This window comes from Yoonia sp. SWMV100 (genome assembly GCF_056108365.1).
In genome coordinates this window covers 136,137-161,678 of record NZ_JBWBAQ010000003.1, presented here as the reverse complement: position 1 = coordinate 161,678, position 25,542 = coordinate 136,137, and the positions used below count along the sequence as shown (strand labels likewise).

The 25,542-nt window shown below is 57.2% G+C and carries 30 protein-coding genes; 15 read left to right on the top strand and 15 right to left on the bottom strand.

The window, feature by feature from the left end; genetic code table 11:
* Positions 1-164 precede the first annotated feature (164 nt).
* The gene (locus ACXJGX_RS05610; RefSeq protein ID WP_474779505.1) at positions 165-1,823 is read left to right on the top strand and encodes a DUF4139 domain-containing protein; all 1,659 of its coding nucleotides are present in this window, start codon (positions 165-167) and stop codon (positions 1,821-1,823) included.
* 68 nt (positions 1,824-1,891) lie between these two features.
* On the opposite strand, the gene ACXJGX_RS05605 is transcribed toward ACXJGX_RS05610, so the two are convergent.
* Complete coding sequence (locus ACXJGX_RS05605) at positions 1,892-3,541, bottom strand: electron transfer flavoprotein-ubiquinone oxidoreductase (RefSeq protein ID WP_474779503.1); 1,650 nt, start codon at positions 3,539-3,541, stop codon at positions 1,892-1,894.
* Positions 3,542-3,744: 203 nt separating this feature from the next.
* Between ACXJGX_RS05605 and greA the strand changes: the two genes are divergently transcribed.
* From greA to ACXJGX_RS05570, 7 genes are all read left to right on the top strand, one after another.
* Complete coding sequence (gene greA, locus ACXJGX_RS05600) at positions 3,745-4,215, top strand: transcription elongation factor GreA (protein WP_474779501.1); 471 nt, start codon at positions 3,745-3,747, stop codon at positions 4,213-4,215.
* A 14-nt stretch (positions 4,216-4,229) separates the two neighbouring features.
* On the top strand, positions 4,230-5,111 hold the full coding sequence (locus ACXJGX_RS05595; protein ID WP_474779499.1) for a hypothetical protein: 882 nt from the start codon (positions 4,230-4,232) through the stop codon (positions 5,109-5,111).
* 68 nt (positions 5,112-5,179) lie between these two features.
* Positions 5,180-6,010: an S-formylglutathione hydrolase gene (gene fghA, locus ACXJGX_RS05590; protein WP_474779497.1), complete on the top strand. Its 831-nt coding sequence runs from the start codon at positions 5,180-5,182 to the stop codon at positions 6,008-6,010.
* A complete protein-coding gene (locus ACXJGX_RS05585; RefSeq protein WP_474779495.1) occupies positions 6,007-6,468 on the top strand; it encodes a YaiI/YqxD family protein in 462 nt (153 codons plus the stop codon). Before fghA ends, ACXJGX_RS05585 begins: the two co-directional genes overlap by 4 nt.
* A gap of 14 nt (positions 6,469-6,482) precedes the next feature.
* Positions 6,483-7,133 carry an HAD-IA family hydrolase gene (locus ACXJGX_RS05580; protein ID WP_474779493.1) on the top strand — a complete coding sequence of 217 codons (651 nt, stop codon included), beginning with the start codon at positions 6,483-6,485 and terminating at the stop codon, positions 7,131-7,133.
* Positions 7,130-8,056: an ornithine cyclodeaminase family protein gene (locus ACXJGX_RS05575; protein WP_474779491.1), complete on the top strand. Its 927-nt coding sequence runs from the start codon at positions 7,130-7,132 to the stop codon at positions 8,054-8,056. Before ACXJGX_RS05580 ends, ACXJGX_RS05575 begins: the two co-directional genes overlap by 4 nt.
* Before the next feature lie 16 nt (positions 8,057-8,072).
* A complete protein-coding gene (locus ACXJGX_RS05570) occupies positions 8,073-8,993 on the top strand; it encodes an alpha/beta fold hydrolase (protein WP_474779489.1) in 921 nt (306 codons plus the stop codon).
* Here the strand turns inward: ACXJGX_RS05570 and ACXJGX_RS05565 are convergent.
* The gene (locus tag ACXJGX_RS05565; protein ID WP_474779487.1) at positions 8,990-10,228 is read right to left on the bottom strand and encodes an MFS transporter; all 1,239 of its coding nucleotides are present in this window, start codon (positions 10,226-10,228) and stop codon (positions 8,990-8,992) included. The genes ACXJGX_RS05570 and ACXJGX_RS05565 overlap by 4 nt on opposite strands.
* A gap of 92 nt (positions 10,229-10,320) precedes the next feature.
* Between ACXJGX_RS05565 and zapE the strand changes: the two genes are divergently transcribed.
* A complete protein-coding gene (gene zapE / locus ACXJGX_RS05560) occupies positions 10,321-11,373 on the top strand; it encodes a cell division protein ZapE (protein WP_474780747.1) in 1,053 nt (350 codons plus the stop codon).
* Here zapE and ACXJGX_RS05555 read toward each other — a convergent pair.
* From ACXJGX_RS05555 to ACXJGX_RS05545, 3 genes are read right to left on the bottom strand one after another with little or no spacing between them, the layout of a single operon-like run.
* Entirely contained in the window at positions 11,370-11,678 is a 309-nt protein-coding gene (locus ACXJGX_RS05555; protein ID WP_474779485.1) for a P-II family nitrogen regulator, read from the bottom strand. The genes zapE and ACXJGX_RS05555 overlap by 4 nt on opposite strands.
* 1 nt (position 11,679) lies before the next feature.
* Positions 11,680-12,657 (bottom strand): sodium-dependent bicarbonate transport family permease, encoded by a 978-nt coding sequence (locus tag ACXJGX_RS05550; protein WP_474779483.1) that lies wholly within the window; start codon positions 12,655-12,657, stop codon positions 11,680-11,682.
* Positions 12,658-12,666: 9 nt separating this feature from the next.
* Positions 12,667-13,314 (bottom strand): carbonic anhydrase, encoded by a 648-nt coding sequence (locus tag ACXJGX_RS05545; protein ID WP_474779481.1) that lies wholly within the window; start codon positions 13,312-13,314, stop codon positions 12,667-12,669.
* Positions 13,315-13,426: 112 nt separating this feature from the next.
* Here ACXJGX_RS05545 and ACXJGX_RS05540 point away from each other — a divergent pair, with 112 nt between their 5' ends.
* The 3 genes from ACXJGX_RS05540 to ACXJGX_RS05530 all read left to right on the top strand — a co-directional run bounded on the left by ACXJGX_RS05540 (position 13,427) and on the right by ACXJGX_RS05530 (position 16,102).
* Positions 13,427-13,840 (top strand): hypothetical protein, encoded by a 414-nt coding sequence (locus tag ACXJGX_RS05540; protein WP_474779479.1) that lies wholly within the window; start codon positions 13,427-13,429, stop codon positions 13,838-13,840.
* 70 nt (positions 13,841-13,910) lie between these two features.
* A complete protein-coding gene (locus ACXJGX_RS05535) occupies positions 13,911-15,290 on the top strand; it encodes a leucyl aminopeptidase family protein (protein ID WP_474779477.1) in 1,380 nt (459 codons plus the stop codon).
* Complete coding sequence (locus ACXJGX_RS05530) at positions 15,290-16,102, top strand: C40 family peptidase (protein ID WP_474779475.1); 813 nt, start codon at positions 15,290-15,292, stop codon at positions 16,100-16,102. Before ACXJGX_RS05535 ends, ACXJGX_RS05530 begins: the two co-directional genes overlap by 1 nt.
* Here ACXJGX_RS05530 and ACXJGX_RS05525 read toward each other — a convergent pair.
* From ACXJGX_RS05525 to ACXJGX_RS05510, 4 genes are all read right to left on the bottom strand, one after another.
* The gene (locus ACXJGX_RS05525) at positions 16,099-16,578 is read right to left on the bottom strand and encodes a hypothetical protein (RefSeq protein ID WP_474779473.1); all 480 of its coding nucleotides are present in this window, start codon (positions 16,576-16,578) and stop codon (positions 16,099-16,101) included. The two genes, ACXJGX_RS05530 and ACXJGX_RS05525, sit on opposite strands and share 4 nt — an antisense overlap.
* The gene (gene hemP / locus ACXJGX_RS05520) at positions 16,575-16,742 is read right to left on the bottom strand and encodes a hemin uptake protein HemP (RefSeq protein ID WP_474779471.1); all 168 of its coding nucleotides are present in this window, start codon (positions 16,740-16,742) and stop codon (positions 16,575-16,577) included. The genes ACXJGX_RS05525 and hemP overlap by 4 nt, the downstream gene beginning before the upstream one ends.
* Positions 16,743-16,933: 191 nt before the next feature.
* The gene (locus ACXJGX_RS05515) at positions 16,934-17,269 is read right to left on the bottom strand and encodes a DUF2794 domain-containing protein (protein WP_474779469.1); all 336 of its coding nucleotides are present in this window, start codon (positions 17,267-17,269) and stop codon (positions 16,934-16,936) included.
* A gap of 214 nt (positions 17,270-17,483) precedes the next feature.
* Positions 17,484-17,756, bottom strand: a complete 273-nt coding sequence (locus ACXJGX_RS05510; protein ID WP_474779467.1) for an I78 family peptidase inhibitor — start codon at positions 17,754-17,756, stop codon at positions 17,484-17,486.
* 110 nt (positions 17,757-17,866) lie between these two features.
* On the opposite strand from ACXJGX_RS05510, the gene ACXJGX_RS05505 reads away from it, so the two are divergent.
* Together ACXJGX_RS05505 and ACXJGX_RS05500 are read left to right on the top strand one after the other, a co-directional pair.
* Positions 17,867-18,979, top strand: a complete 1,113-nt coding sequence (locus ACXJGX_RS05505) for an S-(hydroxymethyl)glutathione dehydrogenase/class III alcohol dehydrogenase (protein WP_474779465.1) — start codon at positions 17,867-17,869, stop codon at positions 18,977-18,979.
* Between the two features lie 54 nt (positions 18,980-19,033).
* Positions 19,034-19,768, top strand: coding sequence for an NYN domain-containing protein (locus tag ACXJGX_RS05500; protein ID WP_474779463.1), 735 nt, complete (start codon positions 19,034-19,036; stop codon positions 19,766-19,768).
* Here the strand turns inward: ACXJGX_RS05500 and ACXJGX_RS05495 are convergent.
* Both ACXJGX_RS05495 and ACXJGX_RS05490 read right to left on the bottom strand, forming a co-directional pair.
* Positions 19,765-20,385: a TetR/AcrR family transcriptional regulator gene (locus ACXJGX_RS05495; RefSeq protein WP_474779461.1), complete on the bottom strand. Its 621-nt coding sequence runs from the start codon at positions 20,383-20,385 to the stop codon at positions 19,765-19,767. The genes ACXJGX_RS05500 and ACXJGX_RS05495 overlap by 4 nt on opposite strands.
* 90 nt (positions 20,386-20,475) lie before the next feature.
* Positions 20,476-20,682, bottom strand: a complete 207-nt coding sequence (locus tag ACXJGX_RS05490; RefSeq protein ID WP_474779459.1) for a hypothetical protein — start codon at positions 20,680-20,682, stop codon at positions 20,476-20,478.
* A 134-nt stretch (positions 20,683-20,816) separates the two neighbouring features.
* On the opposite strand from ACXJGX_RS05490, the gene mbfA reads away from it, so the two are divergent.
* Positions 20,817-21,794: an iron exporter MbfA gene (gene mbfA / locus ACXJGX_RS05485; RefSeq protein WP_474779457.1), complete on the top strand. Its 978-nt coding sequence runs from the start codon at positions 20,817-20,819 to the stop codon at positions 21,792-21,794.
* Here mbfA and ACXJGX_RS05480 read toward each other — a convergent pair.
* The 4 genes from ACXJGX_RS05480 to mobA are packed head-to-tail and all read right to left on the bottom strand — an operon-like array spanning position 21,791 to position 25,528.
* On the bottom strand, positions 21,791-22,369 hold the full coding sequence (locus tag ACXJGX_RS05480) for a GNAT family N-acetyltransferase (RefSeq protein WP_474779455.1): 579 nt from the start codon (positions 22,367-22,369) through the stop codon (positions 21,791-21,793). The genes mbfA and ACXJGX_RS05480 overlap by 4 nt on opposite strands.
* Positions 22,366-24,456 (bottom strand): molybdenum cofactor synthesis domain-containing protein, encoded by a 2,091-nt coding sequence (locus tag ACXJGX_RS05475; protein ID WP_474779453.1) that lies wholly within the window; start codon positions 24,454-24,456, stop codon positions 22,366-22,368. The genes ACXJGX_RS05480 and ACXJGX_RS05475 overlap by 4 nt, the downstream gene beginning before the upstream one ends.
* Positions 24,453-24,944 carry a molybdopterin-guanine dinucleotide biosynthesis protein B gene (gene mobB, locus ACXJGX_RS05470; RefSeq protein ID WP_474779451.1) on the bottom strand — a complete coding sequence of 164 codons (492 nt, stop codon included), beginning with the start codon at positions 24,942-24,944 and terminating at the stop codon, positions 24,453-24,455. The genes ACXJGX_RS05475 and mobB overlap by 4 nt, the downstream gene beginning before the upstream one ends.
* Complete coding sequence (mobA, locus tag ACXJGX_RS05465) at positions 24,941-25,528, bottom strand: molybdenum cofactor guanylyltransferase MobA (protein WP_474779449.1); 588 nt, start codon at positions 25,526-25,528, stop codon at positions 24,941-24,943. The genes mobB and mobA overlap by 4 nt, the downstream gene beginning before the upstream one ends.
* Positions 25,529-25,542 lie beyond the last annotated feature (14 nt).

The window sequence follows — 25,542 nt, the reverse complement described above, 5'->3', positions numbered from 1 at the left end:
CGGGGCCTTTTTAAACCGATGCGGCCTGTGTGGGCGGCTTTGCGCGCAGGGTCAATTGCGCGTGCTTGCCGCGCTTTGAAATTATTTTAACAACCCGCCAAGGATCAACACATCACCCGCGTCATACGCTATACAACCACAAGCGACATTTGCAGGAGATTCCCATGTTTCGCCTTTTACTGACCACGAGCCTGATCGCGCTTTCCGCGCCCGCTTTTGCCGATACCTTTACCGCAGAGGCCCGCGTGGACACGGTAACGCTTTACCCCGGTCTAGCCAAAGTCAGCCGTCTGCTGACAATCAATGTGCCCGCTGGCCAACACGAAGTTATCGTGCCCGGACTGCCGCAGGGGCTGGCCAGCGCAGGCCTACGCCTTGCCGCGACAGATGGCGCCCAAATTGGCGCGGTCAATTTGGCTTATGATCGTTTGCCTGTCACGCCGGATTTGACGTCGCCCGAAATTCAAGCCGCAAAAGACGCTGTCGAACAGATGGAAGACGCGCTGCGCCAGCGTGACGCTGCCATCGCACAAATTCGCCTGCGTGTGCAGGCCGCCGAAGGACAAATAGCATTTCTGCAAAGCATGTCGCAGGCGAGCGCTGGTGACAGTCTGACTGCCAGCACGATCACCGATATTCAGGCGTTGGCGCAGATGGTGGGGGCCGAAACACTGGCGCTGCGTCAGGCGGCATTTACTGCCGAGCAAGAGGCCCAAGCCGCCGAGCGCGCCCGCGAGGACGATGTTGAGGCGTTGCGCGATGCGCAACGTGCCCTTGATGCGCTGATGGCCCCTGAACAGGACGGATCGGTGCTGACGTTTACGCTTGATGTCGCGACGGCCGGCGAAGTCACTATCGACGTCAACACCATGGAAGGGTACGCCAACTGGACGCCCGTCTATGATGTGCGCCTGACAACAGGTGATGCACCCAGCGTTGATATTGACCGATCGGTCGTGGTTAGCCAGCAAACAGGTCAGGACTGGGTGGACGTAAAGCTGGTGCTGTCCACCGCGCGCCCCGGCGAACAGGTATCCCCTAGCGATGTTTGGGCCTACCCGCGCCGAATCGTATCCGAAGAAGAGCTGGAGCGCCGCAAGACCCTGTATGACGCGCCTGCCGCCGCGCCGTCCCCGATGGTCATAATGGAAGACGCCGAACTGTCGCGCGCTGGTGCGCAAAGCGTACAGGCAACCACAGACTTTAGCGGTGCCGCAGTGACCTATACCTATCCCGGTCGCGTCACAATCCGCAACGGGGTCGATGATCTGCGGATGCCACTGGATACGCTTTCGTTTGACGCGGATGTCTGGGCCGAAGCCGCGCCAAGCCGTGACGCGATTGCCTACCGCGTCGCAAAATTCACCAATACCAGCCCCGAGGTGCTGCTACCCGGTGAGGCGATGATTTTTGCAGATGGCACAATGGTCGGCTTTGGGTCATTGCCGCTGCTCGCCGCGGGTGTCGAGACCGACATGGGCTTTGGTCCGCTTGACGGGATCGTGCTGACACGCACCACACCAAACCGGACCGAAGGCGACCGTGGTGTGTTCTCTAGCAGCAACCAGTTAACCGAACAGGCAGTGATGACTGTTGAAAACCTGACCGGGCAAGATTGGGATGTATTGTTGCGGGACGCGGTGCCTTATTCCGAACAGGACGACCTTAAGGTCGACATCACGGCGACACCCTCTGTCACCCGCTCAGCCCCCGAAAACCAACGCGGTATTCTAGAGTGGGACCTGTCAGTGCCCGCAGGCGAAAAGCAAGAGGTCACATTGAACTATACGCTGACTTGGCCGTCTGGATACGTGCTGGAGTAAACCCCGCACAAGGTTTTCCATTCCCAGACCGTAGCGAAAAAAAAGGGCCCCAACCGGGGCCCTTTACGTTACATATTGGGATAGTTCGGTCCATCGCCACCTTGTGGCACCGTCCATGTGATGTTCTGGCTCGGGTCTTTGATGTCGCAAGTTTTGCAGTGGACGCAGTTCTGGAAGTTGATGACAAACCGGGTGTCTTTGCCTTCCTCTTGTACAAATTCATACACACCTGCCGGGCAGTACCGTGCGGATGGGCCTGCATATTTCGGCAGGTTGATGTTTACCGGCACAGACGGGTCTTTGAGATGCAAATGCGCGGGCTGGCTTTCCTCGTGGTTGGTAAAGCTGAACGACACGTTGGTCAGGCGGTCAAACGATAGTGTGCCATCTGGTTTGGGATAGGTGATTGGTTTGTGCTTGCTGGCTTCTTCGGTGGCTTCGGCATCGGACTTGCCGTGCTTTAACGTCCCGAGCAGGGAGAACCCGAATGTGTTGGTCCACATGTCCATGCCGCCAACAGCGAGCGATGCGAGCAGACCGTGCTTGGACCACAAGGGTTTGACGTTACGCACCTTTTTCAAATCAGCGCCAATTTCGCCTTCGCGCACAGCGGCTTCGTAATCGCCGAGTTCGTCACTGGAACGGCCTGATTGCAATGCTGCAAAAGCTGCCTCTGCTGCGGCGATGCCAGACAGCATGGCGTTATGGTTGCCCTTGATGCGCGGTACGTTGACCATGCCGGCGGAACATCCCAGCAGCGCACCACCCGGGAACGTAAGCTTTGGCATCGACTGATAACCGCCTTCGGTAATAGCACGGGCACCATAGGCGACCCGTTTGCCGCCCTTTAGCAGATCCGCGACCATAGGGTGATGTTTGAACCGCTGAAATTCCATGTATGGAAACAGATGTGGGTTCTTGTAATTTAAGTGAACGACAAAGCCGACATACACTTGATTGTTTTCAAGATGGTAGATGAAGGAACCGCCACCGGCATTGCCACCCAAAGGCCAGCCCATCGTATGCGTCACAGTGCCTTCTTTGTGCTTGGCAGGGTCGATTTCCCAGATTTCCTTCATGCCCAGCCCGTATTTCTGGACATCGTGGCTCGCGCCCAGTGCGAATTTGTCGATCACCTGCTTGGACAGTGATCCGCGCACACCTTCGGACAAGAATACGTATTTGCCGTGCAGTTCCATGCCCGGTTCATATGACGGACCTTGGCTGCCATCGGCGTTTTTACCAAATTCACCCGCAACGACGCCTTTGACCGCGCCATCTGCGCCATAGACCAGTTCAGAACAGGACATGCCGGGAAAAATCTCGACGCCTAGGTTTTCGGCCTGTTCGGCCATCCAGCGGCACACATTGCCCATCGAAACGATGTAGTTGCCGTGATTGTTCATCAGCGGCGGCATTGCAAAATTCGGGACGCGGATCTGACCGGCTTCGCCCAACATATAGAAATTGTCTTTTTTGACAGGCACGTTCAGGGGCGCGCCTTTTTCTTTCCAATCCGGGATCAGTTTGTTCAAGCCGATCGGGTCAAGAACAGCGCCCGATAGAATATGTGCGCCCACTTCGGACCCTTTTTCCAGCACGACGACGTTCAAATCGGCATCAAGCTGCTTCAGGCGGATCGCTGCCGACAGGCCGGCAGGTCCGGCGCCCACAATTACAACGTCATATTCCATCGTTTCGCGTTCAATATCGGCCATTGGCACATCCTTTTTTCGGGTGGGGCCTCGCCCCCTTTTAATCGGTTGCAGCAAGGGTTACCTGAAGGGGGATTATGGGGCAATCAAGACACAACGTCAAAATCCGGTGCTGTGACATGTAAGCGCGGCAAGGTCTTGACTTTGATCACCCTGCATAGGCTATGAACGTTCGATTGACACCAATACCCGAAGAGGGAAGTACGATGGACAAAATCCCACTCACACGCGCTGGCTTTATCAAGCTGGATGCGGAACTGAAGCACCTGAAGTCGGTTGAACGGCCTGCGATTATCCGCGCCATCTCTGACGCGCGCGAACACGGTGATCTGTCTGAAAATGCGGAATATCACTCTGCCAAAGAAAAGCAGTCCTTTATCGAAGGCCGGGTGAAAGAGTTGGAAGGCGTAATTTCGCTTGCGGATGTAATTGACGTTGCCAAACTGTCCGGGACCGTGAAATTTGGGGCGAGTGTAAAACTGGTCGACGAAGACACAGACGAAGAAAAAACCTATCAGGTTGTTGGCGAATACGAGGCTGACATCGAAGCGGGCAAACTGAACATGAAGTCCCCTTTGGCGCGCGCGCTGATTGGCAAAGACGAAGGCGACAGCATCGAAGTGCGCACACCGGGTGGCGTCCGCAGCTATGAAATTCTGTCGATCACCTACAAATAGAAAGCCTGCACCAAATGTCGCAGTCGTTGCATAAGCGGTCCGAACAAAAAACCACTGGCGTGGAACGCAGCGCGTTCATCATGGCGGGCGGTTGGGTTGCGCTGTCGGCACTCTTTTTTCTGATTTTGCCGCCACATATAATGACCGACGCGGGCTTTGACAGTCTGCGGTTCGTGATGCTTTTGGTGTCAGTTCTGCTGCCGGCCGCGATGATTTTGCTGGTCGCCGCTCTTGCGCAGGCGCAGCGCGACATGCGCAACGAATCATTTCGGATGCAAGCATCGTTGGATGCTTTGCGTCAAACCCGTCCAGCGCAACCCGCGCCCCAGCGCCCGGAGCCGGCCGAACCTGCGCCCGTTGCCGAACCTGCGCGCGATATTCCACCGCCAGTTTCAGCGGCGGCTGGCGCTCCTGCACTTCCCAAGGCGCTGGGACAATTCGAATTGATCCGTGCGCTGAATTTTCCTGATAACGAAGATGACACCGAAGGTTTTGCGGCGTTGCGGCTGGCCCTGCGCGATCCTGAAATGCGGCAATTGGTTCAGGCAAGCCAAGATGTACTGACCCTGCTGTCGCAGGATGGCATTTACATGGACGATTTACATGTGGACCCCGCATCCCCGGACCTGTGGCGCCAATTTGCAAACGGCAGCCGTGGTGCCCGCGTCGAAGCCTTGGGTGGTGTCACTGACCCTGTGGCGTTAGGCGGCATCGGCAAGCGGATGCGCGATGACACCATTTTCCACGACTCTGCGCTGCATTTCCTGCGCCGGTTTGACAAGCTGATTGCAGCCTTTGCGCCACATGCACAGGACGACGCGTTGCTGGCGCTGGCGGAAACACGCACGGCGCGCGCGTTCATGCTTTTGGCGCGGGCGGCTGGAACCTTCGATTGATGCGACCTGCCGATGGGTGACATTGGCGACTGACTGCGCTAGCCCTTTTGCAAATGAAAGGGATGCCCATGAAAACTATTTCCGAAAATCGCTGCTATGGCGGCACCCAAGGCGTGTATTCCCACGCGTCTGATGCATGCAAATGTGATATGACTTTTGCAGTGTTTCTACCCGAAGAAGCCGCCCACGGACCGGTTCCTGTGTTGTGGTTTCTGTCTGGGCTGACATGTACCCACGAAAATGCCATGACCAAAGCAGGCGCGCAGGCTTGGGCTGCGCAGCAAGGGATCGCGCTGATCTTTCCTGATACGTCACCGCGTGGCGATGATGTTGCTGACGATGACGCCTATGACCTTGGAAAAGGGGCGGGGTTCTATGTCGACGCATCCGAGGAACCTTGGAGCAAGCATTACAAGATGTGGACCTATATCGCGCAGGAGCTACCGGCGCTGGTTGGTAAGACCTTTGCGATCGATATGGACCGTCAGTCGATTTGCGGTCATTCGATGGGTGGGCATGGCGCGCTGACATTTGCGATGGCACTGCCCGGCCGGTTCCGGTCCGTTTCTGCATTTGCGCCGATCTGCAACCCGTTGAACAGTGATTGGGGCCGCAAACAATTTACCGCCTATTGGGGTGCGGACGAATCCAAATGGGGGCTGCATGACGCAACGGTTCTTATGCAAACCAAAGGTTTCGACGGGCCTATTTTGATCGACACCGGAACCGATGATCAGTTTGGTAACCTGCTTGGCACCGACGCGTTTGCGCAGGCCATGACCGCCAAGCGACAAGAAGGCACGATCCGGCTGCAAAAGGGATACGACCATTCCTATTTCTTCATCTCGACCTTCATGGAAGATCACATCAATTTCCATGCGCAGGCGCTATACGCATGATCTATGTTGATGCCGACGCGTGCCCGGTCAAAGCCGAGGTCGAACGGGTCGGGACGCGGCACAAGCTCAAGATGTTCATTGTATCCAACGGTGGCATCCGTCCCTCGCAAAACCCGCTGGTCGAAACCGTTGTGGTCCCCGATGGCCCGGACGTGGCGGATATGTGGATTGCGGACCGCGCGACCAAGGGCGACGTCGTCATAACCGGCGATATCCCGTTGGCCGCACGCTGCATTGAAGGTGGCGCGCTGGTGCTGAAACACAATGGTGAACCCTTAACGACGGCCAACATCGGTAATGTGCTGGCCACGCGCGATTTGATGGCCGACATGCGCGCCGCGGATCCATTTCGGCAAGGCGGCGGAAAACCTTTTGGCAAGGCCGACCGCGCCCGATTTCTTGATGCGCTTGAACGAATGGTGCGGCAAGCGGCGCAACTGGGCGTTTACAGACCCTAGCCGGCTGATAAGGTATGACACAGCAAAACAAAGGACGCAAAATGGCGCGCATCGAGGCGGTAATTTTTGACATCGGAAATGTCCTGATTGAATGGCAGCCAGAGCGATTTTACGACAGGGTGATCGGCGCTGAGCGGCGCAAGGCCATGTTTGCCGAAATTGACCTGCACGGCATCAACGATCTTGTCGATCGCGGGCACAATTTTCGCGACACGATTTACGCAGCCGCTGACGCGAACGCGGACTGGGCGGCAGAGGTGCGTATGTGGCATGACAACTGGGCCGACATGGCGACACCGACCATCGACCATTCGGTCCGCCTGTTGCGCGCCTTGCGTGCGGCGCGGGTGCCGGTGTTTGCGCTGTCTAATTTCGGCATTCAAACATTCGAGATTGCGGAACCTGTCTATCCATTCCTGACCGAATTCGACCGGCGCTATATTTCTGGTCACATGGGCGAGGTCAAACCCGGCGATCGCATCTATGAAATGGTTGAACAGGACTGCGGCCTTGCTCCGGAAACATTACTATTTGCTGATGACCGCGTCGATAACATTGCGACCGCGGCCAAGCGGGGGTGGCAGACGCATCTGTTTGAACACCCGCAAGGCTGGGCCGACAGGCTGGTGTCCGAGGGGCTGTTGACACAGGACGCAGCACGATGACCGCAATGATCCCCTTTGCCGCATGTGATGGGCTGCTGGATTGGCTGGACCTGACGGATGCAATGGCCGCGGGGCACGACCTGTCAAAGGCGGATGTGGCGGATGTGTTTCTATACGCAGGCGACAACACGCTGCTGAACCGGTCTGCGTGGATCGCGGGCATGGGGTTGGCGGTGAAATGTGCGACCATCTTTCCGGGGAACCGCGCGTTGGGGAAACCCGCAGTTGGGGGCGCGGTCAATCTGTTCTCGGGGGACGATGGATCGCTTGAGGCGATTGTCGATTTTCACCTTGTGACGAAATGGAAAACCGCGGGCGACAGCCTGCTTGCGGCGCGGCGTCTGGCGCGCCCGGATAGCAAGGAAATCCTGATCGTCGGCGCAGGAACCGTGGCGCAAAATTTGCGTGCGGCCTACGGCGCGGCCTTTCCTGATGCGCAATTTACGGTTTGGAACCGGTCGCCAGAGGGCGCGAAGGCGTTACAAGCGATCTATCCCGATGTGCGTATTGCGCAACATCTTGCCGAGGCTGTGCAGCGCGCTGATATCGTGACATCAGCAACGATGTCCACGGAGCCTTTGATCAAAGGCGAATGGCTGCGGCCCGGTCAACATATTGATCTGATAGGGGCTTATCGCCCTGATATGCGCGAAGTCGATGATATGGCATTGCAACGGTCGCGGATATTTGTGGATAGCTTCGAAACCACGATCGGCCACATCGGAGAGCTTAAAATCCCGCTGATGTCAGGGGCCATTGCCCAAAGTGATATCGTGGCTGACTATTATACGTTAGACAAATTTGTGCGCACCCGCCCTGAAGAAATTACCCTGTTTAAAAACGGCGGCGGGGCGCATCTTGATTTGATGACAAGCCGCTACATTCTGGCGGTATGGCAAAAGCGGGTTCGTTCCCCAGCCTAAATGCGAGGCAGTTGATATGTGGCTTTTTTTAAGTGTAACGATCGTTCTTATTGTGGCTGCATTGCCGATTTTGCTTGAACTGCTGCGCAAGCCCGTCGGCGCAAATGATCGCGCCCAGACAAGCGGTGAACTGGTAAAGCTAAGCCAAGGCCACACCCATTATCGCTGGGTTGGCCCGGTGCGTGGCCCTGTCGCGGTCTTTATCCACGGGCTGTCGACGCCCGCACAGGGGTTCGAAGCGTTCGCCAAAGGGTTGGGCGATATGGGCTACCGCGTTCTGATCTATGATCTTTACGGGCGCGGGCTTTCTGACAGCGTGGCAGGTCGGCAAGACCGCACATATTTTCTGCGACAGTTGACCGATCTGCTTGCTGCGCTGCGGCTCACGGAAGATATCACCTTTGTGGGGTATTCGATGGGGGGCGCGATTGCGACTGCTTTTGCTGCTGAAAATCCCCATTACGTAAAGCGGGTCATTCTGGTCGCACCGGCCGGCGTCGTGATGACCGAAAGCAAGTTTTCGCAGTTTTGCCGCAAGAACGTCGTGATCGGCGACTGGGTGCATGGTGTTTTTGCCGCCCGGCGTATGCGCAAGTCTATTCCGCGACATGTCGATGATCCTGCGCTGAATGCCGTGTATGACCTGCAACGCCAACAGTTGCGGCAACGCGGGTTCGTGCCTGCGCTTTTGTCTAGCCGCCGTGGTATGCTGTCCGAGATCCAAGAACACGACCACCGCAAGCTCGGGCGCCTTGATGTGCCAACAGTCGCTATCTGGGCGGAGAACGATGTGCCGATCCCGATCCAGGGCTTGGGTGTCTTGGCGCAGTGGCGCCGTGACATTCGCCAGGAAATGGTGGCAGACGCGGGCCATGACGCGCCTTATACCCATTGCACGCAGGTTTTGGCCGCAGTGGTCCGCGCAATGAAACCCTAGGCGGGGATCGGCACAGGGCGGTTTTCCTTGATCGGCAGGTGAACCACCGCGCTGAATGCGCCAATCGCGACCCCGACCCACCAGACATAGGAATAGGTGCCAAACGCATCGTACATGCGGCCACCCAACCAAACGCCCATAAACGACCCAAGTTGATGCGAAAAAAATACAACGCCGTAAAGCGTACCCATATACCGCAACCCATACAGATGCGCGACCAAGCCAGACGTGAGCGGCACAGTCGCCAACCACAGGCTTCCCATGCCGACTGAAAACAGCAGTACCGTGGTGGGCGTTATTGGCATCATAATGAATGCCGCCGAAATGATCGTCCGCCCGGCATAGATACCAGCCAGCAGATATTTTTTCGAATATCGGTTGCCCGCCCAGCCAGCGATCAGTGTGCCGCCGATATTGGCCAAACCGATCAGCGAAATTGCGACGGCGCCTAGGGCGCTGGTCGTGGTAATCCCCATGCCTGCCAGCATCCCGTCAGGTGAAATTGCGCCGCACATTTCAGTGACAAGGGCCGGAAAATGCGCGGTGATGAACGCCAATTGATAGCCGCACGAAAAGAACCCTAAAAAGATCAGCGCATAAGACGGGTCTTTGAACGTGCGCAGCAGGACGGTGCCCATCGATTCTTCGATTTCTGCACGGCTTGCACGGGACGGGCTGCGCATCATAGGCAGTACCAGCAGCGTGCTTAGGATCAGGCCAGCAAAGGTGACAAAAGTCATCTGCCACGTCATAAAACCTAGCAGGTAAACCGCCAGCGGCGCCCCGAACACTTGGCCTGCGGAACCGGCGGCGGTTGCAATTGCCATCGCCATTGATCGGTTTTTGTCTGATGCCGCGCGCCCGACGACCGCAAGGATGACCCCGAACCCGGTGCCTGCGATCCCAAACCCGACAAGGATTTCATACATCTGATGCGCCGCAGGTGTCGTTGCGCCAGATGACAGCAGCAACCCGCCAGCGTAAAACAGCGCCCCCATTACGATTGCTTTGCGGTCGCCGATCTTTTCCGCAATCGCACCAAAGATCGGCTGACCAAACCCCCATGCAAGGTTCTGGATCGCAATCGCAAGGCTGAATTCGGCGCGCGCCCACCCGAATTCGCTGGCGATGGGAATTTGAAAGACCCCGAACGATGCCCGGATGGCGAACCCGGTCATGATAATAATACAGCCGGCAATCAAAACCGGCGTGATCAGGGGCGATTTTTGTTCCATTGTCGCAGTTCGCGTCTTCTGAACCCGTTTGTCAATTCGACAAATGTATGGATACACTTTCCATCGCGCAGCCGCCGCGCTATCCACCGGACATGACAGTACAAGACGCTTATCAAGCCGCGATTGATGCGGATAAATTGACATCTGACGCGGCACAACTGGCCGTGCTGCCCGAACTTGAACGGGTACGTATTGCGTTGGCAAACCCGGTAAAACGCGGATTGTTTCGCAAGGCGCCGCCACCAGCACCGGGGCTGTATATGTGGGGCGGGGTAGGGCGCGGAAAGTCCATGTTGATGGATCTGCTGTACGATCAAATTGATGCCCCCAAACGCCGCAGCCACTTTCACGCCTTTATGCAATGGGTGCATGCGGAAATGACGGCTGCGCGCAAGCGCGGGGTTGATGACGCGATTGCACCCGTGGCCGCAAAGCTGGCGGATGAGGTCCGGTTTTTAGCGTTTGATGAAATGCAGATAACCGACATCACCGACGCCATGATCGTCGGACGGCTGTTCGAGGCGTTGTTTGCGGCGGGCGTCGTGATTGTGACAACGTCGAACCGTCCGCCGGACGACCTGTATAAAAACGGTCTGAACCGCCAGTTATTCACACCTTTTATCGCGCTGATCAAAGACCGGATGGTGGTTCATGAATTGGCAAGCGAGACAGACTATCGTCAGGACCGTCTGGCCGGAAAGCAAACCTATTTCACCCCGAATAACGCCGCGGCCCGCACCGCGATTGCTGAAATTTGGGATCACCTTAGCAACGGGCAGGCGGAACCGCTGGTGCTGCATGTGAACAGCCGCGAGGTCACGCTGCCACACTATCATAACGGCACCGCGCGCGCGAAATTTTATGACCTGTGCGGGCGTCCCTTGGGGGCTGCGGATTACCTTGCGCTGGCCGACGCGGTGCGGGTGCTGATCGTTGAAGACATTCCCGCGCTGTCACGCAGCAACTTTAACGAAGCCAAGCGTTTTGTCACCTTAATCGATGCCCTCTACGAGGCAAAAGTGCAATTGATCTGCTCGGCTGCGGCCTCTCCTGAAATGCTGTATCTGGAAGGCGAGGGGACATTCGAATTTGAACGCACCGCCAGCCGCCTGCGCGAAATGCAATCAGCGGATTGGACTGCCTAAAACCGTTCGGCCCGCAGCACCTGCGCATCGGTTATGCTGACGACGCCAATATGTTTTTCCACGACAGCAAAAGCAGCGTCCAGCAATCCATCCAAACGTTCGGGGCGGATCAGGCATACGACAGCAACCATGCCGGCCTTGCCGACTTGGCCGTCGCGGGACCATTTGCCGGACCGGCCCGACCCACCAAGAACAGGTAGGATGGTGAAACCCGTGACGCCTGCGTCGGTCAATGCCGAGGTGAGCCGCCGTTCAAGCGGGGCTTCGATGACAATTTCAACGCGTTTGGCGATATGGGTTTGCATCTCAGGCTCCGATCATCATTTGGGCGGTGGCAAGGTACAGCGGAATTCCCAGCGTCAGGTTAAACGGGAATGTCACACCCAACGATAGCGTGAGATAGACGGACGGGTTGGCTTCGGGCAGGGCAACACGCATTGCAGCTGGCACAGCGATATAGCTCGCCGAGGCCGCCAGTATCATCAGCAATACGACGCCGCCCAGCGACAGCCCGATTGCGGCCCCCAGACCAAGGCCGATTGCGGCGCCAACCAGCGGCATCGCGATGGCAAAGAAAATCGCGCCGCGCCCCAAAACGCCGCGTGATTGCCGCAGCCCGCGTCCCGCGATCAGCCCCATATCCAGCAGGAACAGGCACAGCACACCTTTGAACGGAGACACAATAAACGCACTGATTTCCGCAAGCCCTTTTTCGCCGGTAATAGCCCCGATAAAGAACGCCCCGACCAAAAGCACGATTGATCCGTTCAACAGGATTTCGCGCATCAATCCCGGTTCCATCCGGCCATTTCCACCGCTGCGCGCCACGAGCCAAAGCACGGAAAGAATCGCCGGAGCTTCCATGACCGCTGCAACGGCGACCATATACCCTTCGGCATCAATCATGCGCCCTTCCAAGACGGATGTGCCTGCAACAAAGGTCACAATGCTGATCGATCCGTAATGTGCGGCGACAGCTGCGGCATCAACCACCGACAGGCCGGTTAAAAATCGCAAAAAAGCATACGCAATGATCGGCAAGGCGAACGACAAGACCAATCCGGCGCACAATGACAAAATGAGCGTGATGTCGATGCCGTGCGCGCTGACCGCGACGCCACCTTTGAAACCGATTGCGAAAAGCAGATAAATCGACATGCCCTTCGCCACAGCTTCGGGGATGGTCAGATCGGAACGGGCAAGCGCCGCGATAAGGCCCAATGCAAATGATAGAATGATGGGCGATATCAGGTTCGCGCCAGCCAGTGACAAAATCTCTGTCATATTGGTGGATTAGACCGCAACAAATGTGTCGGTGGATGGGTCAAACCCTTCCAGCGTGCCTTCGCCGATGTCGTTCCAAAGACCGTGTATCGATAGTTTGTCGTCTTCGACGGCCTGTTTGACAAAGGGGAATGTCATCAGGTTTTCCAGCGATACCAGCACGGACGCTTTTTCCAGCGCGCGCTTGCGGGTCTCGTCGTCACCTTCCGGAAGGCTGTCAAATCCCGGGCGCAGAATATCCATCCACCTGCCAATGAAGCTGGATGATTTCTCTAGGTCCGGCGCATTGCCAGAACACATGTCGTAACATCCTTCGACGCCGCCGCAGCTGGAATGGCCCAATACAACCAGATGCGCGACCTTTAGATTATTGACGGCATATTCGACGGCTGCTGATGTCCCGTGGTATTCGCCATCCGGGTTATAGGGCGGGACCAAATTGGCAATATTGCGGTGAATGAAAAATTCGCCCTGATCGGCCCCGAAAATCGACGTCACATGGACGCGACTGTCACAGCACGAAATGATCATCGCGCGCGGGCGCTGGCCTTCGTCGGCAAGGCGGCGATACCATCCTTTGTTTTCAGCATAGGTTGTGGCCTTCCAGCCGTGATACCGTGTGACCATATAAGATGGCAAAGGGCGGGCAAATTTCATAGCAAGCTCCCATTAGATTTGTTTGAATCTATTTCTTATTTTCACGAAATTCGAGCGTTTTTTCATGTTTGTGTGAACCTTCCGGGAACCATAGTTGCGGTAGATGTTGGTCATGGAAAATAACATCACCTTTTTGACGTCGCCCGGGCAGACATTTCACGTCATTCCGCTGCGATGCACCGACACGCTTCATTTTGATCCGGCGCCGCTGGTCCGTCTATTCGCAACCAAACCCCAGTCCGAAGCCGAGGCGATTGTGTGCCGCGTCTTGCAAGAATTGGCAGCGCGTCTTGATGGTGTGCAGCAGGGACTTACCAAAGCAGACCATGCGGTTATGCTTCGGTCCGCGCGTAAAATTTTGATCATTGCCGAACAGCTTGGCGTGACCGAGGTTGCGGTGTCTGTGGGTCATGTCATCAATTGCTTGCGGCAATGTGATCAGGTGGCGCTCCATGCCACGGTTTCGCGACTGGAACGTGCATTTGACGTGGCGGTAGGCGAGGTGTGGAATTTCCGGTCTGCCTGATTCTGCCACTTGCGGCTGGGTGCGTGAAGGTTAGTCTGACAGAAACAAAAACCTGACAGGACAAACCCCAATGATACTCGACTTTGCTGCGCAAACCGAATCTGCAATCCCGCTTTCGGTGGTCGAGGTTGAAGGGTTAGACACTGCTTTGGATGCGCTTTCCCCGCGGGACAGGGCATGGGCCGTCGCGCAAGGATTCGAAGCAAAGCTTGGTCAGGTTGTCACTTTCCCTGACGATAATGGTGCAATAGCACGCGGGCTTGTGGGGTACGGTACCGCTGCTAATCGCGCGCGCGGCCGGTTCCATATGGGGGCTATCGCGACAAAGCTACCGTCGGGCGTTTACAAAATCGCAGATGGGCTTTCGGGTGAGGCATTGGAAGAAGCGGCCCTTGCGTGGCTGTTAGCCGGGTACAAGTTCGACCGCTACCATACGGCCACCGCTGCAACGGCACGCCTGGTTGCACCCGCTGGCATTGACGCCACCCGTATCGCCCTGATCGCGCAGGCAGAGGCAATGACGCGCGACCTGATCAACACACCTGCGTCTGACATGGGTCCGCAAGACCTAGAGGATGCGACACGGACGTTGGCCAATACATATGCCGCCAAACTGTCCGTGACGACAGGTGACGCGCTGCTGTCGGCGGGCTTTCCGTTGATCCACACCGTTGGGCGGGCATCGTCGCGTGCGCCACGTCTGCTTGACTTGCGGTGGGGCACTGCGGGGCCACAGCTGACGCTGGTCGGCAAGGGCGTGTGTTTTGATACTGGTGGTCTGAACATCAAACCCGGGTCATCCATGGGGCTGATGAAAAAGGATATGGGAGGCGCGGCAACTGTGCTGGGTCTTGCGCAAATGATCATGGGTCTTGGGCTGCCCTTGCAGCTTCGGGTGTTAATTCCGGCGGTTGAAAACAGCATCGATGGCGATGCGTTCCGGCCGCAGGATATTTTAATGTCGCGCAAGGGGCTGACCGTTGAAATCAACAACACCGATGCCGAAGGGCGATTGGTTTTGGCTGATGCTTTGACCTTGTCAGACGAGGATACACCGGATCTGGTGATCTCGATGGCGACATTAACGGGGGCCGCGCGCACAGCAGTTGGCCCTGATCTGTCGCCGTTTTATACTGATAGCGACGCACATGCGGCGGCGTTGGCCGATGCAGCACGCGCCATTGCCGACCCGGTGTGGCGGATGCCATTTCATGAACCCTACGAGGCGATGATCGAACCGGGCATTGCCGATTTGGACAATGCGCCCAGCGGCGGCATGGCGGGCAGCATCACGGCCGCATTGTTCCTGCGCCGCTTTGTGCAAAGCCCATACATCCATTTCGACATTTACGGCTGGCAACCGACTGCCGCGCCATCGCGCCCCAAAGGGGGCGTTGGTATGGGCGCCCGCGCTATTTTGGCAGCGCTGCCAAAACTGTTGAACCTGTAATGGACCGGCGTGTAACGCCCGCAAACGGGCGGGTGGCCGCAATGGCCCTGGCCGGTAAAGTTGCGGCAGACAGCTATGTCATGGGATGGCCGATGGCGGTAACCCGCCCCGTTGTCGATTTGCGACGTGCCCCTGATGGTGCGCGCGAACGGCAGCTGTTGCTGGGCGCCGAGGTGACAGTTTTCGAAGACGTCGATGGCTGGTCCTTTGTTCAGGCGGCGAATGGCTATGTGGGGTATGTGTTGTCCGCACATCTGGGACAGCCCATGCAGGTGACGCACTTTGTGGGGACGATGGCGACGCACGCATATACGTCGGATAACTTTCGGTCAGAACCCCTGCACCACCTGCCGTTTGGAATACGATTGCAGGTTGTCGATGAACGCCGCGATTTTATGGAAACGACGATCGGCTTCGTTCCGAAAAAGCACATGCGCCCGCTAGATCGCCCGTTCACCGATCCCACGACAGTGGCCCAGATCCATTTTGGCGTCCCTTATCTGTGGGGTGGGAATTCGACGCGGGGACATGATTGTTCCGGTCTGATTTCGGCGAGCCTGACAGCCTGCAACATTCCCTGTCCTGGTGACGCGGACCTGCAATGCAACGTGATCGGCAGCGATGTGCAGGGGGATTTGCAGCGGGGAGATATCATATTTTGGGATGGTCATGTTGGCATGATGGTTGACGCGGAAACCTTGCTGCACGCCAGCGCCACGCCGATGGCCACGGTTTATGAACCCCTTGCCCGGGTGATCGCGCGGGTCGAGGTCCAAGGCAACGGTCCACCCGTTGCCCGCCGCCGGCTTTAGTGCAGCGTTTGATGGCGGGGTGTGACCGCCTGAACAGTCGCAGGAAACCGCGATAACATGACCTTCAGCGCAAGGCCGAGGTCTGCTGCCAGCGCCGTGATCAGCGGGGCCATATCTGGGCGCACGATCAAAGTTGCTATAAACATGGCATCTTCGCGGTCGCCTTCCGTAGCGGTGGCAACAAAATTGGCAAAACAGGCCTCGTCTGCACCCAGACAGCTGCATCCAACTGCATGCCGCAACAGTGGCCTGCGCCGGTGTTCGGTGCAAATCGCGAAAAGCTGTTCAAAGGTTTTGAGTGTGGTGCGACCGTGTGTCGGGCCCAGCCCTGTGGCCAAATCGTTCCAAACCGACATTTGGCCTTCGGCCCCGTCGCACCACATGCGAAAGTACAGCACGATGCAGGCATCAAGCCGGGGCAGGTCTGCCAAATTACCCACAGCTGTGCCGCCTGAAAATGGGATGTGCGCGTTCATTTTGTCAGGATCAATTTGCCTGCACGGGTGATCCGTAGCGTATAAGTCTGGTCACGCAATACAATATGGGCTTGATCGCCATCTTGCGTCAGCACAGTCGCATCGTAGGTTGGCAGTGTGGATTGTGCAGCTGATTGCGGGCGGGGGACACTGTGGAATGACATTATGGGCGCTCCTTGCGCGTGTGATCTATGATAAAGCGCAGATGACCGTCATATTTTGCAGGCAACGGCATCGCCTTCGTCCTTTCATCTTCATGATCGGGCTGGCTCTGACGTAGAGGTGGCTGGATTTAAGATTTGATACCGGAAAACAAAGGGTGGAGTCAATCCGACTTTTTTAGTCAGGTATAATTTTAGTCGACAGACCGGATAAGCTTGCGCTCCAAGACATACAAAACCTGCTTAAGGTCATGACCCCGCTTTAGAATTCGCCCGTCCATTCCGATCACTGCATATTGCCCCTGCTGCAGGCGCAGTTTTGGCCGCTTTTCGATCCGGTATATTGGAAACTCTGCCGTCCTGCGGAACACCGAAAACACTGCAATCTCTTTCAGGCACGATATCCCATAGTCACGCCATTCACCCGCTGCGACCATGCGGCCATAGAGCCCAAGGATCACAGCAAGCTCTGTGCGGTGAAATGCGATTTGCGGTGTGGATTGGAACGGATCGGGTGCGTGAATGGTCATAAGCCAGCGTCACGCCAAACGACCGGAAAATCAAGCATTCTTGCGACTGGTCACGCTTCCGCCTCAAAATGACCACCCAAAGGCCGCAGCTCTTACCAAATGGCGACACAACTGGTTGCCAAGGTAACGCATAGCGAAGAGCTACCCCGGTGTTGCGGCATATAGCCCCCACCTAGTACGTGATGCCGGGGACTATCGCTGTTTTCCGAAAAATTCAGCCGCAGGTAATGGACACGATTTTTTCGTCGGCGTTGATGTGAAAATTGATCCGTTCGGGCCGCATATCCATCGTCACCATGGTGTCAGGCCGAATCAAACGGACCATTCCCAAGATCAAAACACGTTCGAGTGCGGTTGTGTCCTGGCCAATGACCATACTGTATTTATGCGCCTGGCAGGTATCCTCCTGCGCAGAAGGCAGGCTGGGTGGCGGCGGGGCGGCTTGCGTGCAGGCGCAAAGCAGAACAAGAGAAACGAGTTTTTTCATTTCACTATCTTGCACAAAACATGCGGCTTTCTGCAAGGGGTGCCAAACGTTTGGTTGCAGTTTCAGCCAAATTCGCAGATCGTCTGCGCAACGCATTTGGAGGCTTTAAAATGAGAACACGTGCAGCAGTCGCGGTGGCCGCAGGTCAGCCGTTGCAGGTTATGGAAGTGAACCTTGAGGGACCGCGCGCAGGCGAAGTCTTGGTCGAGATTAAGGCGACCGGCCTGTGTCATACAGACGAATTCACCCGGTCGGGTGACGACCCAGAAGGCATTTTTCCCGCGATTTTGGGCCACGAAGGCGCAGGCGTCGTCATCGAGGTCGGCGAGGGGGTCACATCACTGCAAGTTGGTGACCACGTCATCCCGCTTTACACACCTGAATGTCGCGAATGCGAATACTGTCTGAACCCAAAAACCAACCTGTGTCAAAAAATCCGCAGTACCCAAGGGGCGGGATTGTTGCCTGACGGGTCGACCCGGTTTTCGATGCTGGATGGCACGCCCATTCACCATTACATGGGCTGTTCGACCTTTGCGAACCACACGGTTGTGCCTGAAATCGCGCTGGCAAAAGTGCGCAAAGACGCGCCCTTTGACAAAATTTGCTATATCGGCTGCGGTGTCACCACGGGTATCGGCGCTGTGATCAACACTGCCAAAGTCGAAATCGGCAGTCGCGCGATTGTCTTCGGCTTGGGTGGTATCGGGCTGAACGTCCTGCAAGGGCTGCGTTTGGCGGGTGCCACGCAGATTGTTGGTGTCGATATGAACGACGGCAAAGAAGAAATGGGTCGCTATTTTGGCATGACCGATTTCGTGAACCCGTCGAAAGTCCAAGGCGATCTGGTCGCGCATCTGGTAGAACTGACCGGCGGCGGTGCAGACTATACATTTGATGCAACGGGGAATGTGGGCGTTATGCGGACCGCACTTGAAGCGGCGCACAAGGGTTGGGGCGAAAGCATCATCATCGGTGTTGCCCCTGCCGGGGCCGAAATCAGCACCCGGCCATTCCAGCTGGTGACGGGCCGCAGTTGGCGTGGCACGGCCTTTGGCGGTGCGCGTGGCCGAACCGATGTGCCCAAAATTGTTGATTGGTACATGGACGGCAAGATCGAGATCGACCCGATGATCACGCACAAGCTCAAGCTTGAAGATATCAACCACGGGTTCGAATTGATGCACGAAGGCAAATCCATTCGCGCCGTCATCGAATTTTAATGCATGTGGGCCCGGTCTGTCCGGGCCTGCACCCTCACGGGAAAGGCAGCCATTATGGCCAAAGAACGCAAACTGCTCGCAGTGTTGATCGACGCCGATAATATTCCCGCGAAATATGCCGCGGCAATCTTACGCGAAATCACCACGTATGGCGAACCCGCTTTGCGGCGGGTGTATGGTGACTGGTCCAGTCCCGCGCTGGGCAATTGGAAAAAAGAGGTTGTCGAACTTGGTCTTGTTGCCAACCAAGAGACAGCCAATACCAAGGGTAAGAATGCCAGCGACATCGGTCTGGTGATCGACGCGATGGATATTTTGCACACCGGTCGATTTGACGGCTTTGTGCTGGTGAGTTCTGACAGTGACTTTACGGCGCTCGCGAACCGGTTGCGCGAAAACGGGGTCGAGGTGATCGGCGTCGGCGAAGGCAAAGCCCCTGTCAGCCTGCGCAATGTCTGCAACCGGTTTATTCTGATCGAAAACCTGATCGAGCCTGAAAAAGACGCAGGTCCGGTTGTGAAAGAAGACAAAGAAACCAAGCCGGTCAGTACGTCACGTCAGGGTCCGGCAAATGTTGTGCCGCTTGTGATCAAGGCGATGGACAGCATTGATGTCGAAGGCGAATGGTTTCCGCTTGGACAATTGGGGCAGTATATCACCCGCGCAAATCCCGACTTTGATAGCCGCACATACGGCAGCGCCAAGCTGAGTGACCTGCTGTTAAAAACAGGCCGGTTCGAGATGCGCAAAGGCCAAGGGAATCAACCCGAAGTGCGGCGTTTGGATTAGGTGGCGCCATAACGCGCCATGAACATATCGACTGCGCCCTTGGCGACCCGTTCCTTTTCGGCGGCGGTGAAATGACTACTGACGCAGAAAATCATCCGTGGAAACAGATCGGCGCGGCAGAGTTCGTGGAATTGATCCGCAGCCAGCGCAAGATCGTCGATCTGTAGTTCCCCTTTGGCAATGGCCTTACCGAAATAGGCCATCAATTGTTGGCGTATCATCATCGGGCCGGTTTCGTAAAATTCGCGCCCCAATTCTGGAAAACGGCCGCTTTCCCCGACACAGACCCGAAAAATCCGCATCCCAAAGTCCGAAGTGACAAATTCTGCGATTTCACGGGCGACGTGATACAGTACCTCGGCAACGGGGGCGGACATATCGATCGTGTCGATCGCCTTGTCCGCCTGTTTGCAGCATTCATTTTTGGCAACTTGCATGAACAGCATACGTTTGTCCGGGAAGTAGCTGTACAGCGTCGCCTTTGATACGCCAGCCGCACGCGCAATGTCGTCAACAGACGCCCCGTCGAACCCGTCGCTTAAGAATATCTCTTTTGCGCCGTCGAGCACTTGGTCGAATTTACGCCCTTTTTTGGTGTCGCTTGCGCCGTCTGGCATGAAATTAGCCTCCCGATTGGACGTGTATCATAAACTGAACAGTTTATTTCGGGCAAGCGGAATGCATCGCAGTGACCTGGGGTGCCGATTTCACTCTGCGGGGGTCGAGCAATCGTAACCAAAGACAGATTTCAAATGTGAACAGTCCTGATCCACAACGGGTTCGGGAGCAGGGTCAGGGTAGGTGAGCGTCGGCATGTAAACTTCGAACGATTGCGCCAACAAAGGTGTGGTGGCGGTTATCAAGGCAGCTGTCGTGATTGCAAAAGCGGCGCGGTACATTTTCTTATCCTTCATGCGATGTTGATTGATATAAACTAAACGGTTTAGTTTTTAAGTGCAAGGATAACTGAACCGATCTGTTCACTTATTGGTGCTTGCTTAAAATACAGGGCGCGATATCTTAGAATTATTCTAAAATGAGGGATGCCATGATTCCGGGATTTGCCAGTCGACGCCGATTTAAAGACCTGTCAGAGCAGGAAATTCTGGCGCTTGCGGTTTCATCAGAAGAAGACGACGCACAGATTTATCGCAATTACGCCGAAACATTGCGCACAGATTTTGCGGCGTCTGCCGCAGTATTTGACGCAATGGCCGCCGAAGAAGATGAACACCGTCGCCGCCTGATCGACCTGCACCAGCACAGATTTGGCAATGTGATTCCGCTGATTCGACGCGAGCACGTGTCGGGGTTTTATGCGCGTCGACCGGTTTGGCTGGTCGAAAACCTTGGTTTAGAGCGCATCCGCGATGAAGCCGCGCAAATGGAACGCGATGCCGAACGGTTTTACCGCCTTGCGGCGAGCCAGACGACCGATGCTGCCACGCGCAAGTTGTTGGGCGATCTTGCGGCAGCAGAGGCGGGCCATGCCGACAAAGCAGACGCGCTTGCGCAAACACATTTGGATGATGAGACAAAATCATCCGAGGAATCCGCAGCACACCGGCAATTTATCCTGACGTGGGTGCAACCCGGTTTGGCGGGGCTGATGGATGGCTCCGTGTCGACGCTTGCTCCGATCTTTGCGGTCGCTTTTGCAACGCAAAATACCTGGACCACTTTTCTTGTCGGGCTTGCGGCGTCCGTGGGTGCAGGCATTTCGATGGGCTTCACCGAGGCCGCATCGGATGACGGTCAGATATCGGGGCGCGGATCACCGTTAAAGCGCGGGATCGCCGCTGGCGTTATGACGACCGTTGGTGGGCTTGGTCATGCGCTGCCCTATTTGATCACAGATTTCTGGACCGCCACGATCATCGCATTTGTCGTCGTGTTTCTAGAGTTGTGGACCATCGCATGGATCCAAAACCGCTATATGCAAACGCCGTTCTGGCGGGCCGCGTTTCAGGTTGTGTTGGGGGGCGCGTTGGTGTTTGCCGCTGGTGCGCTGATCGGGTCAGGCTAAACGTCGCGCACCATTGTTGTTGCCGCACTGAACCCAAAGATGTGGCGCAACAGTCCCAGTTTATGGGTGTCCAGTTCTTTAAAACCCTCTTGCAGGTAAAGGGCGCGGGCGCGTGGGTTTGTGTCAACGACGTCAAGCCGGACTTGGCGATAGCCGCGCCGCTTGGCTTCGGCCGAGACCGCGTCAAGCAATGCCGTGCCGACCCCCTGCCCACGGGCCTCGCGCGCGACAAACAACCCGTCCATCACAAAGCGTTCGTTTTCGACGTCGCGTTCCAGTGCGCCCATCAACCCCACGCGGATAAACGCACCCACCCAGCCATAGACCTTGCGCAGGTCGGTAAACGTACCGCCAACCAAGGCACCATGCACCGTTTTGAACCCCGCAACGCCGACCAATCTTCCATGTTCGTCATGGGCGCAGATACCGTGGTCATTGCGCATCACACGATTGATATACACCAGCGCCCTGTATTTTGGCCCCATCGTAAAACCAAGTTTTTTGCCGAATGCCTCCCAGTATAGGGCTGCGGCTTCGCCACGGTTGATGTCTGGAATACCGACGGTGATTTTCATAACGCGAAGCTACCGAAAGGGATGTATCGAACCAGATCGCCCGGCGCGATATCTTGCGCTGCGTCGTCCAGTTCAACAAGCCCGGTGGCCCAGCTTAGGCCTGATACCCGCCCCGAACCTTCAGACGCAAAAATCGCGACCGCGCCATCGATAACCCGCGCGCGCAAGTATTCGCGTCGTCCCGGTTTCTTGGATTTGCGAAAGGCGGCGGGCACAAGATAATGCTGCGGGGTTTCCCATGTGCCGCCGCTCATCACCTGTAGCGCGGGCCGTGCAAAAACCAGCGCGCAAACCATCGCCGCGACCGGGTTGCCCGGCAGGCCAAAAACCGGCGTCCCGTCCCAAACCCCCAGCGCCAATGGCCGTCCCGGTTTCATCGCAATACGCCAAAGCGCAAGCGACCCCGTGCCTTGCAACAGGGCTGCCATATGGTCTTCGTCGCCCGCCGACGCCCCGCCAGAGGTCAGGATCACATCGCAGCGGGTCGCGGCATCACCCAGTATTTTGCGCAGCTTTGGTCGGTCATCGGGCGCGCGGCCAAGGTCGATCACCGTGTGCCCCCACGCGGCCGCTATGGCACATAGCATGGGGCGGTTGGCGTCGAAAATTTGCCCATCGCCTGCGACTGTGCCAGGATCACGCAGTTCATCACCCGTCGATAAAACGCCGACCCGCAGCTGTCGGCGGACAGATACCTGCCCAACACCCGCCGCGGCCATCACGCCTAAATCAGCTGGCGTCAGTTTACGTCCCCGTTCGAGGATCACGTCGCCCGTTCGCATGTCTTCGCCGGCTTTGCGTGCATTCGCCCCGCGCTTGAGCGGACCGTGAAATGCGACTGCGCTGGTCGTGACGGCTACGTCTTCTTGCAACACAACGGTATCGACCCCGTCGGGTAGGTTCGCGCCGGTCAGGATACGAATGGCATGGCCCGATGGCACCGGATGCGGGTAGGGTTGCCCAGCGGCGGACCGGCCTGCAACCAAGGGCATCTTTTGCACCCCCTCTGGGGCGGGCCCCGCAAAACCGTAGCCATCGACCGCGGCATTGGGCGCGGGCGGGTGCGATCGCGCTGCGGTCACGTCAGTCGCGAGAAAACGGCCGGCGGCGGCGCCAATCGGCAATGTTTCTGTGCCAGTCACAGCGCGCAACTGTGTCCGAAGGTGATCCAGCGCCACATCAACAGGCGTCCAATGCGCGCCCTGTGGCATCGCAAAACAATCGTTACGCAACGGCGGCGGTGTGGGGTCAAGCGCCCTGCGCAAGGTGTCTGCGTGGCCCGCACCCAGTACCCAACCCTCGGAATGCGGCGCGACGTCCATGATCGCCTCCATCTCCGTCGCAGGCAGGGCCGAAAATGCGCGCGCATATAGCGCGACTTGCGCCGCGTCTTTGATCGGTTCGGATGACGCGGACACCAAATCAGGCAGCAGCGAAAAATAGGTTTCGGCCAAGACGATCGGCGCCTTGGCAGGCTCGAACGGCCAGACACACAGGTCTGTGCCAAACGTCCGGCGTAAGCGTGACAGCGTTGGCAGCCCCATGATGACCTGACCGCCAACCGCACCAGCCCCGGCCAATTGCCACGGCGAAAAGCTGCCCGTGATCGCAAGGTCTGCGGCGCGTTTTTCGGGCAGGCCGTGGCCCTGTCGATCAGTCCCTTTGCGCGGCAGATGCGCAATGTCGCGTTGCAACCCGTTAAACCAAAACGGACCAACACCCGGGAATTGGGTGTTGATCTGGGCCGCGAGGTCAAACCGATTATTTGACGCCGCACTGTCCGTGACACGGGCCGCAAACCAATCCCACAATGCCAGCGTGTCCTCTGATCCGATCAATTGCGTCGCAAACCCTGTTGGGTAAGCAAAGCACAGGTCAAAGGCGACCAACACACGGTAACCTTGCGTGCGCATGTCGGTCAGTGTCTGTGTTAACCAGTCTTCGGCCAGTTGCCGGTTGCGCAAATATACCGGGTCGCCGGCGATGCCGTCGGCACCAACGCAACCCCAGATCGCGTCCTTTTTGGGCTGGGCGCCGCGGTCGTTACCGCCGGACCAATCCACCATAAGGACACGGTCAAACTTCACAGCCCGACCTCTTGGAGAATGAAATTTGCAATCGCTTTTGTATCATTCAAGTCGAACACCGGGCGGTCGATTTGCACCGGTGTATCCGTGGCCACAGCGCGCACGGTCGCGTCAGTCGGCGCGATGAGCGGGTTGTTGGGCTCCGCGCGAAAGGCTTCGACCTTTGGATGCGCATCACGTTTATAACCTTCAACCAGAACCAGATCGACGGGGTTCAACCGGGCCAGCAAATCCGCCAGCGGCGGTTCATCTGCGCCGCGCAATTCGGTCATCAGCGCCCAGCGCGCCCGAGAGGCCAACAGAACCTGATGCGCGCCCGCTTGGCGGTGTCGAAAGCTGTCTTTGCCCGCGTGATCCACGTCAAAGCTGTGATGGGCATGTTTGATGGTCGACACGCTGAAACCGCGCCCGGTGATCTCTGTCACCAGCCGTTCCATAAGGCCCGTTTTACCGGCATTCTTATAGCCGACAACACCGTAAATTTTCATAGCATCGCCTGCGCTGTCGCCAGATCATCCGGCGTGTTGACGTTGAAAAAGGCGGCGTCATCGGGAAACGCTGCCGTGGTGCCGCCGTGTTTATCTGTCCAAAGGACAACCTTGCGCAACCCATCCGTCAACGCTGCGCGCAGGTCGTCACGCAAGGCAACGGGCCAAAGCCCAAAGGTCGGGTGGCGTCCGCCGGGTGTCGCGGCCAATGCAATGTGCGTGCCCGCAGTTTCGGCGGCCAGAATCAAGCGTGGCACCAGATCACAGGGAAAAAACGGCGTATCGGCGGCGGCGGTCACGATATGGCTTGCGCCTTGGCGCGCGGCCCAGTCCAAGCCTGCCAAGACCCCCGAAAGCGGGCCGGCGAAACCGCTTATGCTGTCAGCAATCACCGGCAGGCCCAACGACCGAAGCCGCGCGGGATCGCCGTTGGCATTGATTGCAAGTCCCGCCACCTGCGGTTCAAATCGTTCCATCACATGCGATAGAATTGTACCCGTGCCGAGCGGCAACAATCCCTTGTCGCCGCCGCCCATGCGGGTTGCCTGCCCGCCGGCAAGGATCACGCCATAAGGTTGGATCATGGGTGCACCTCGCC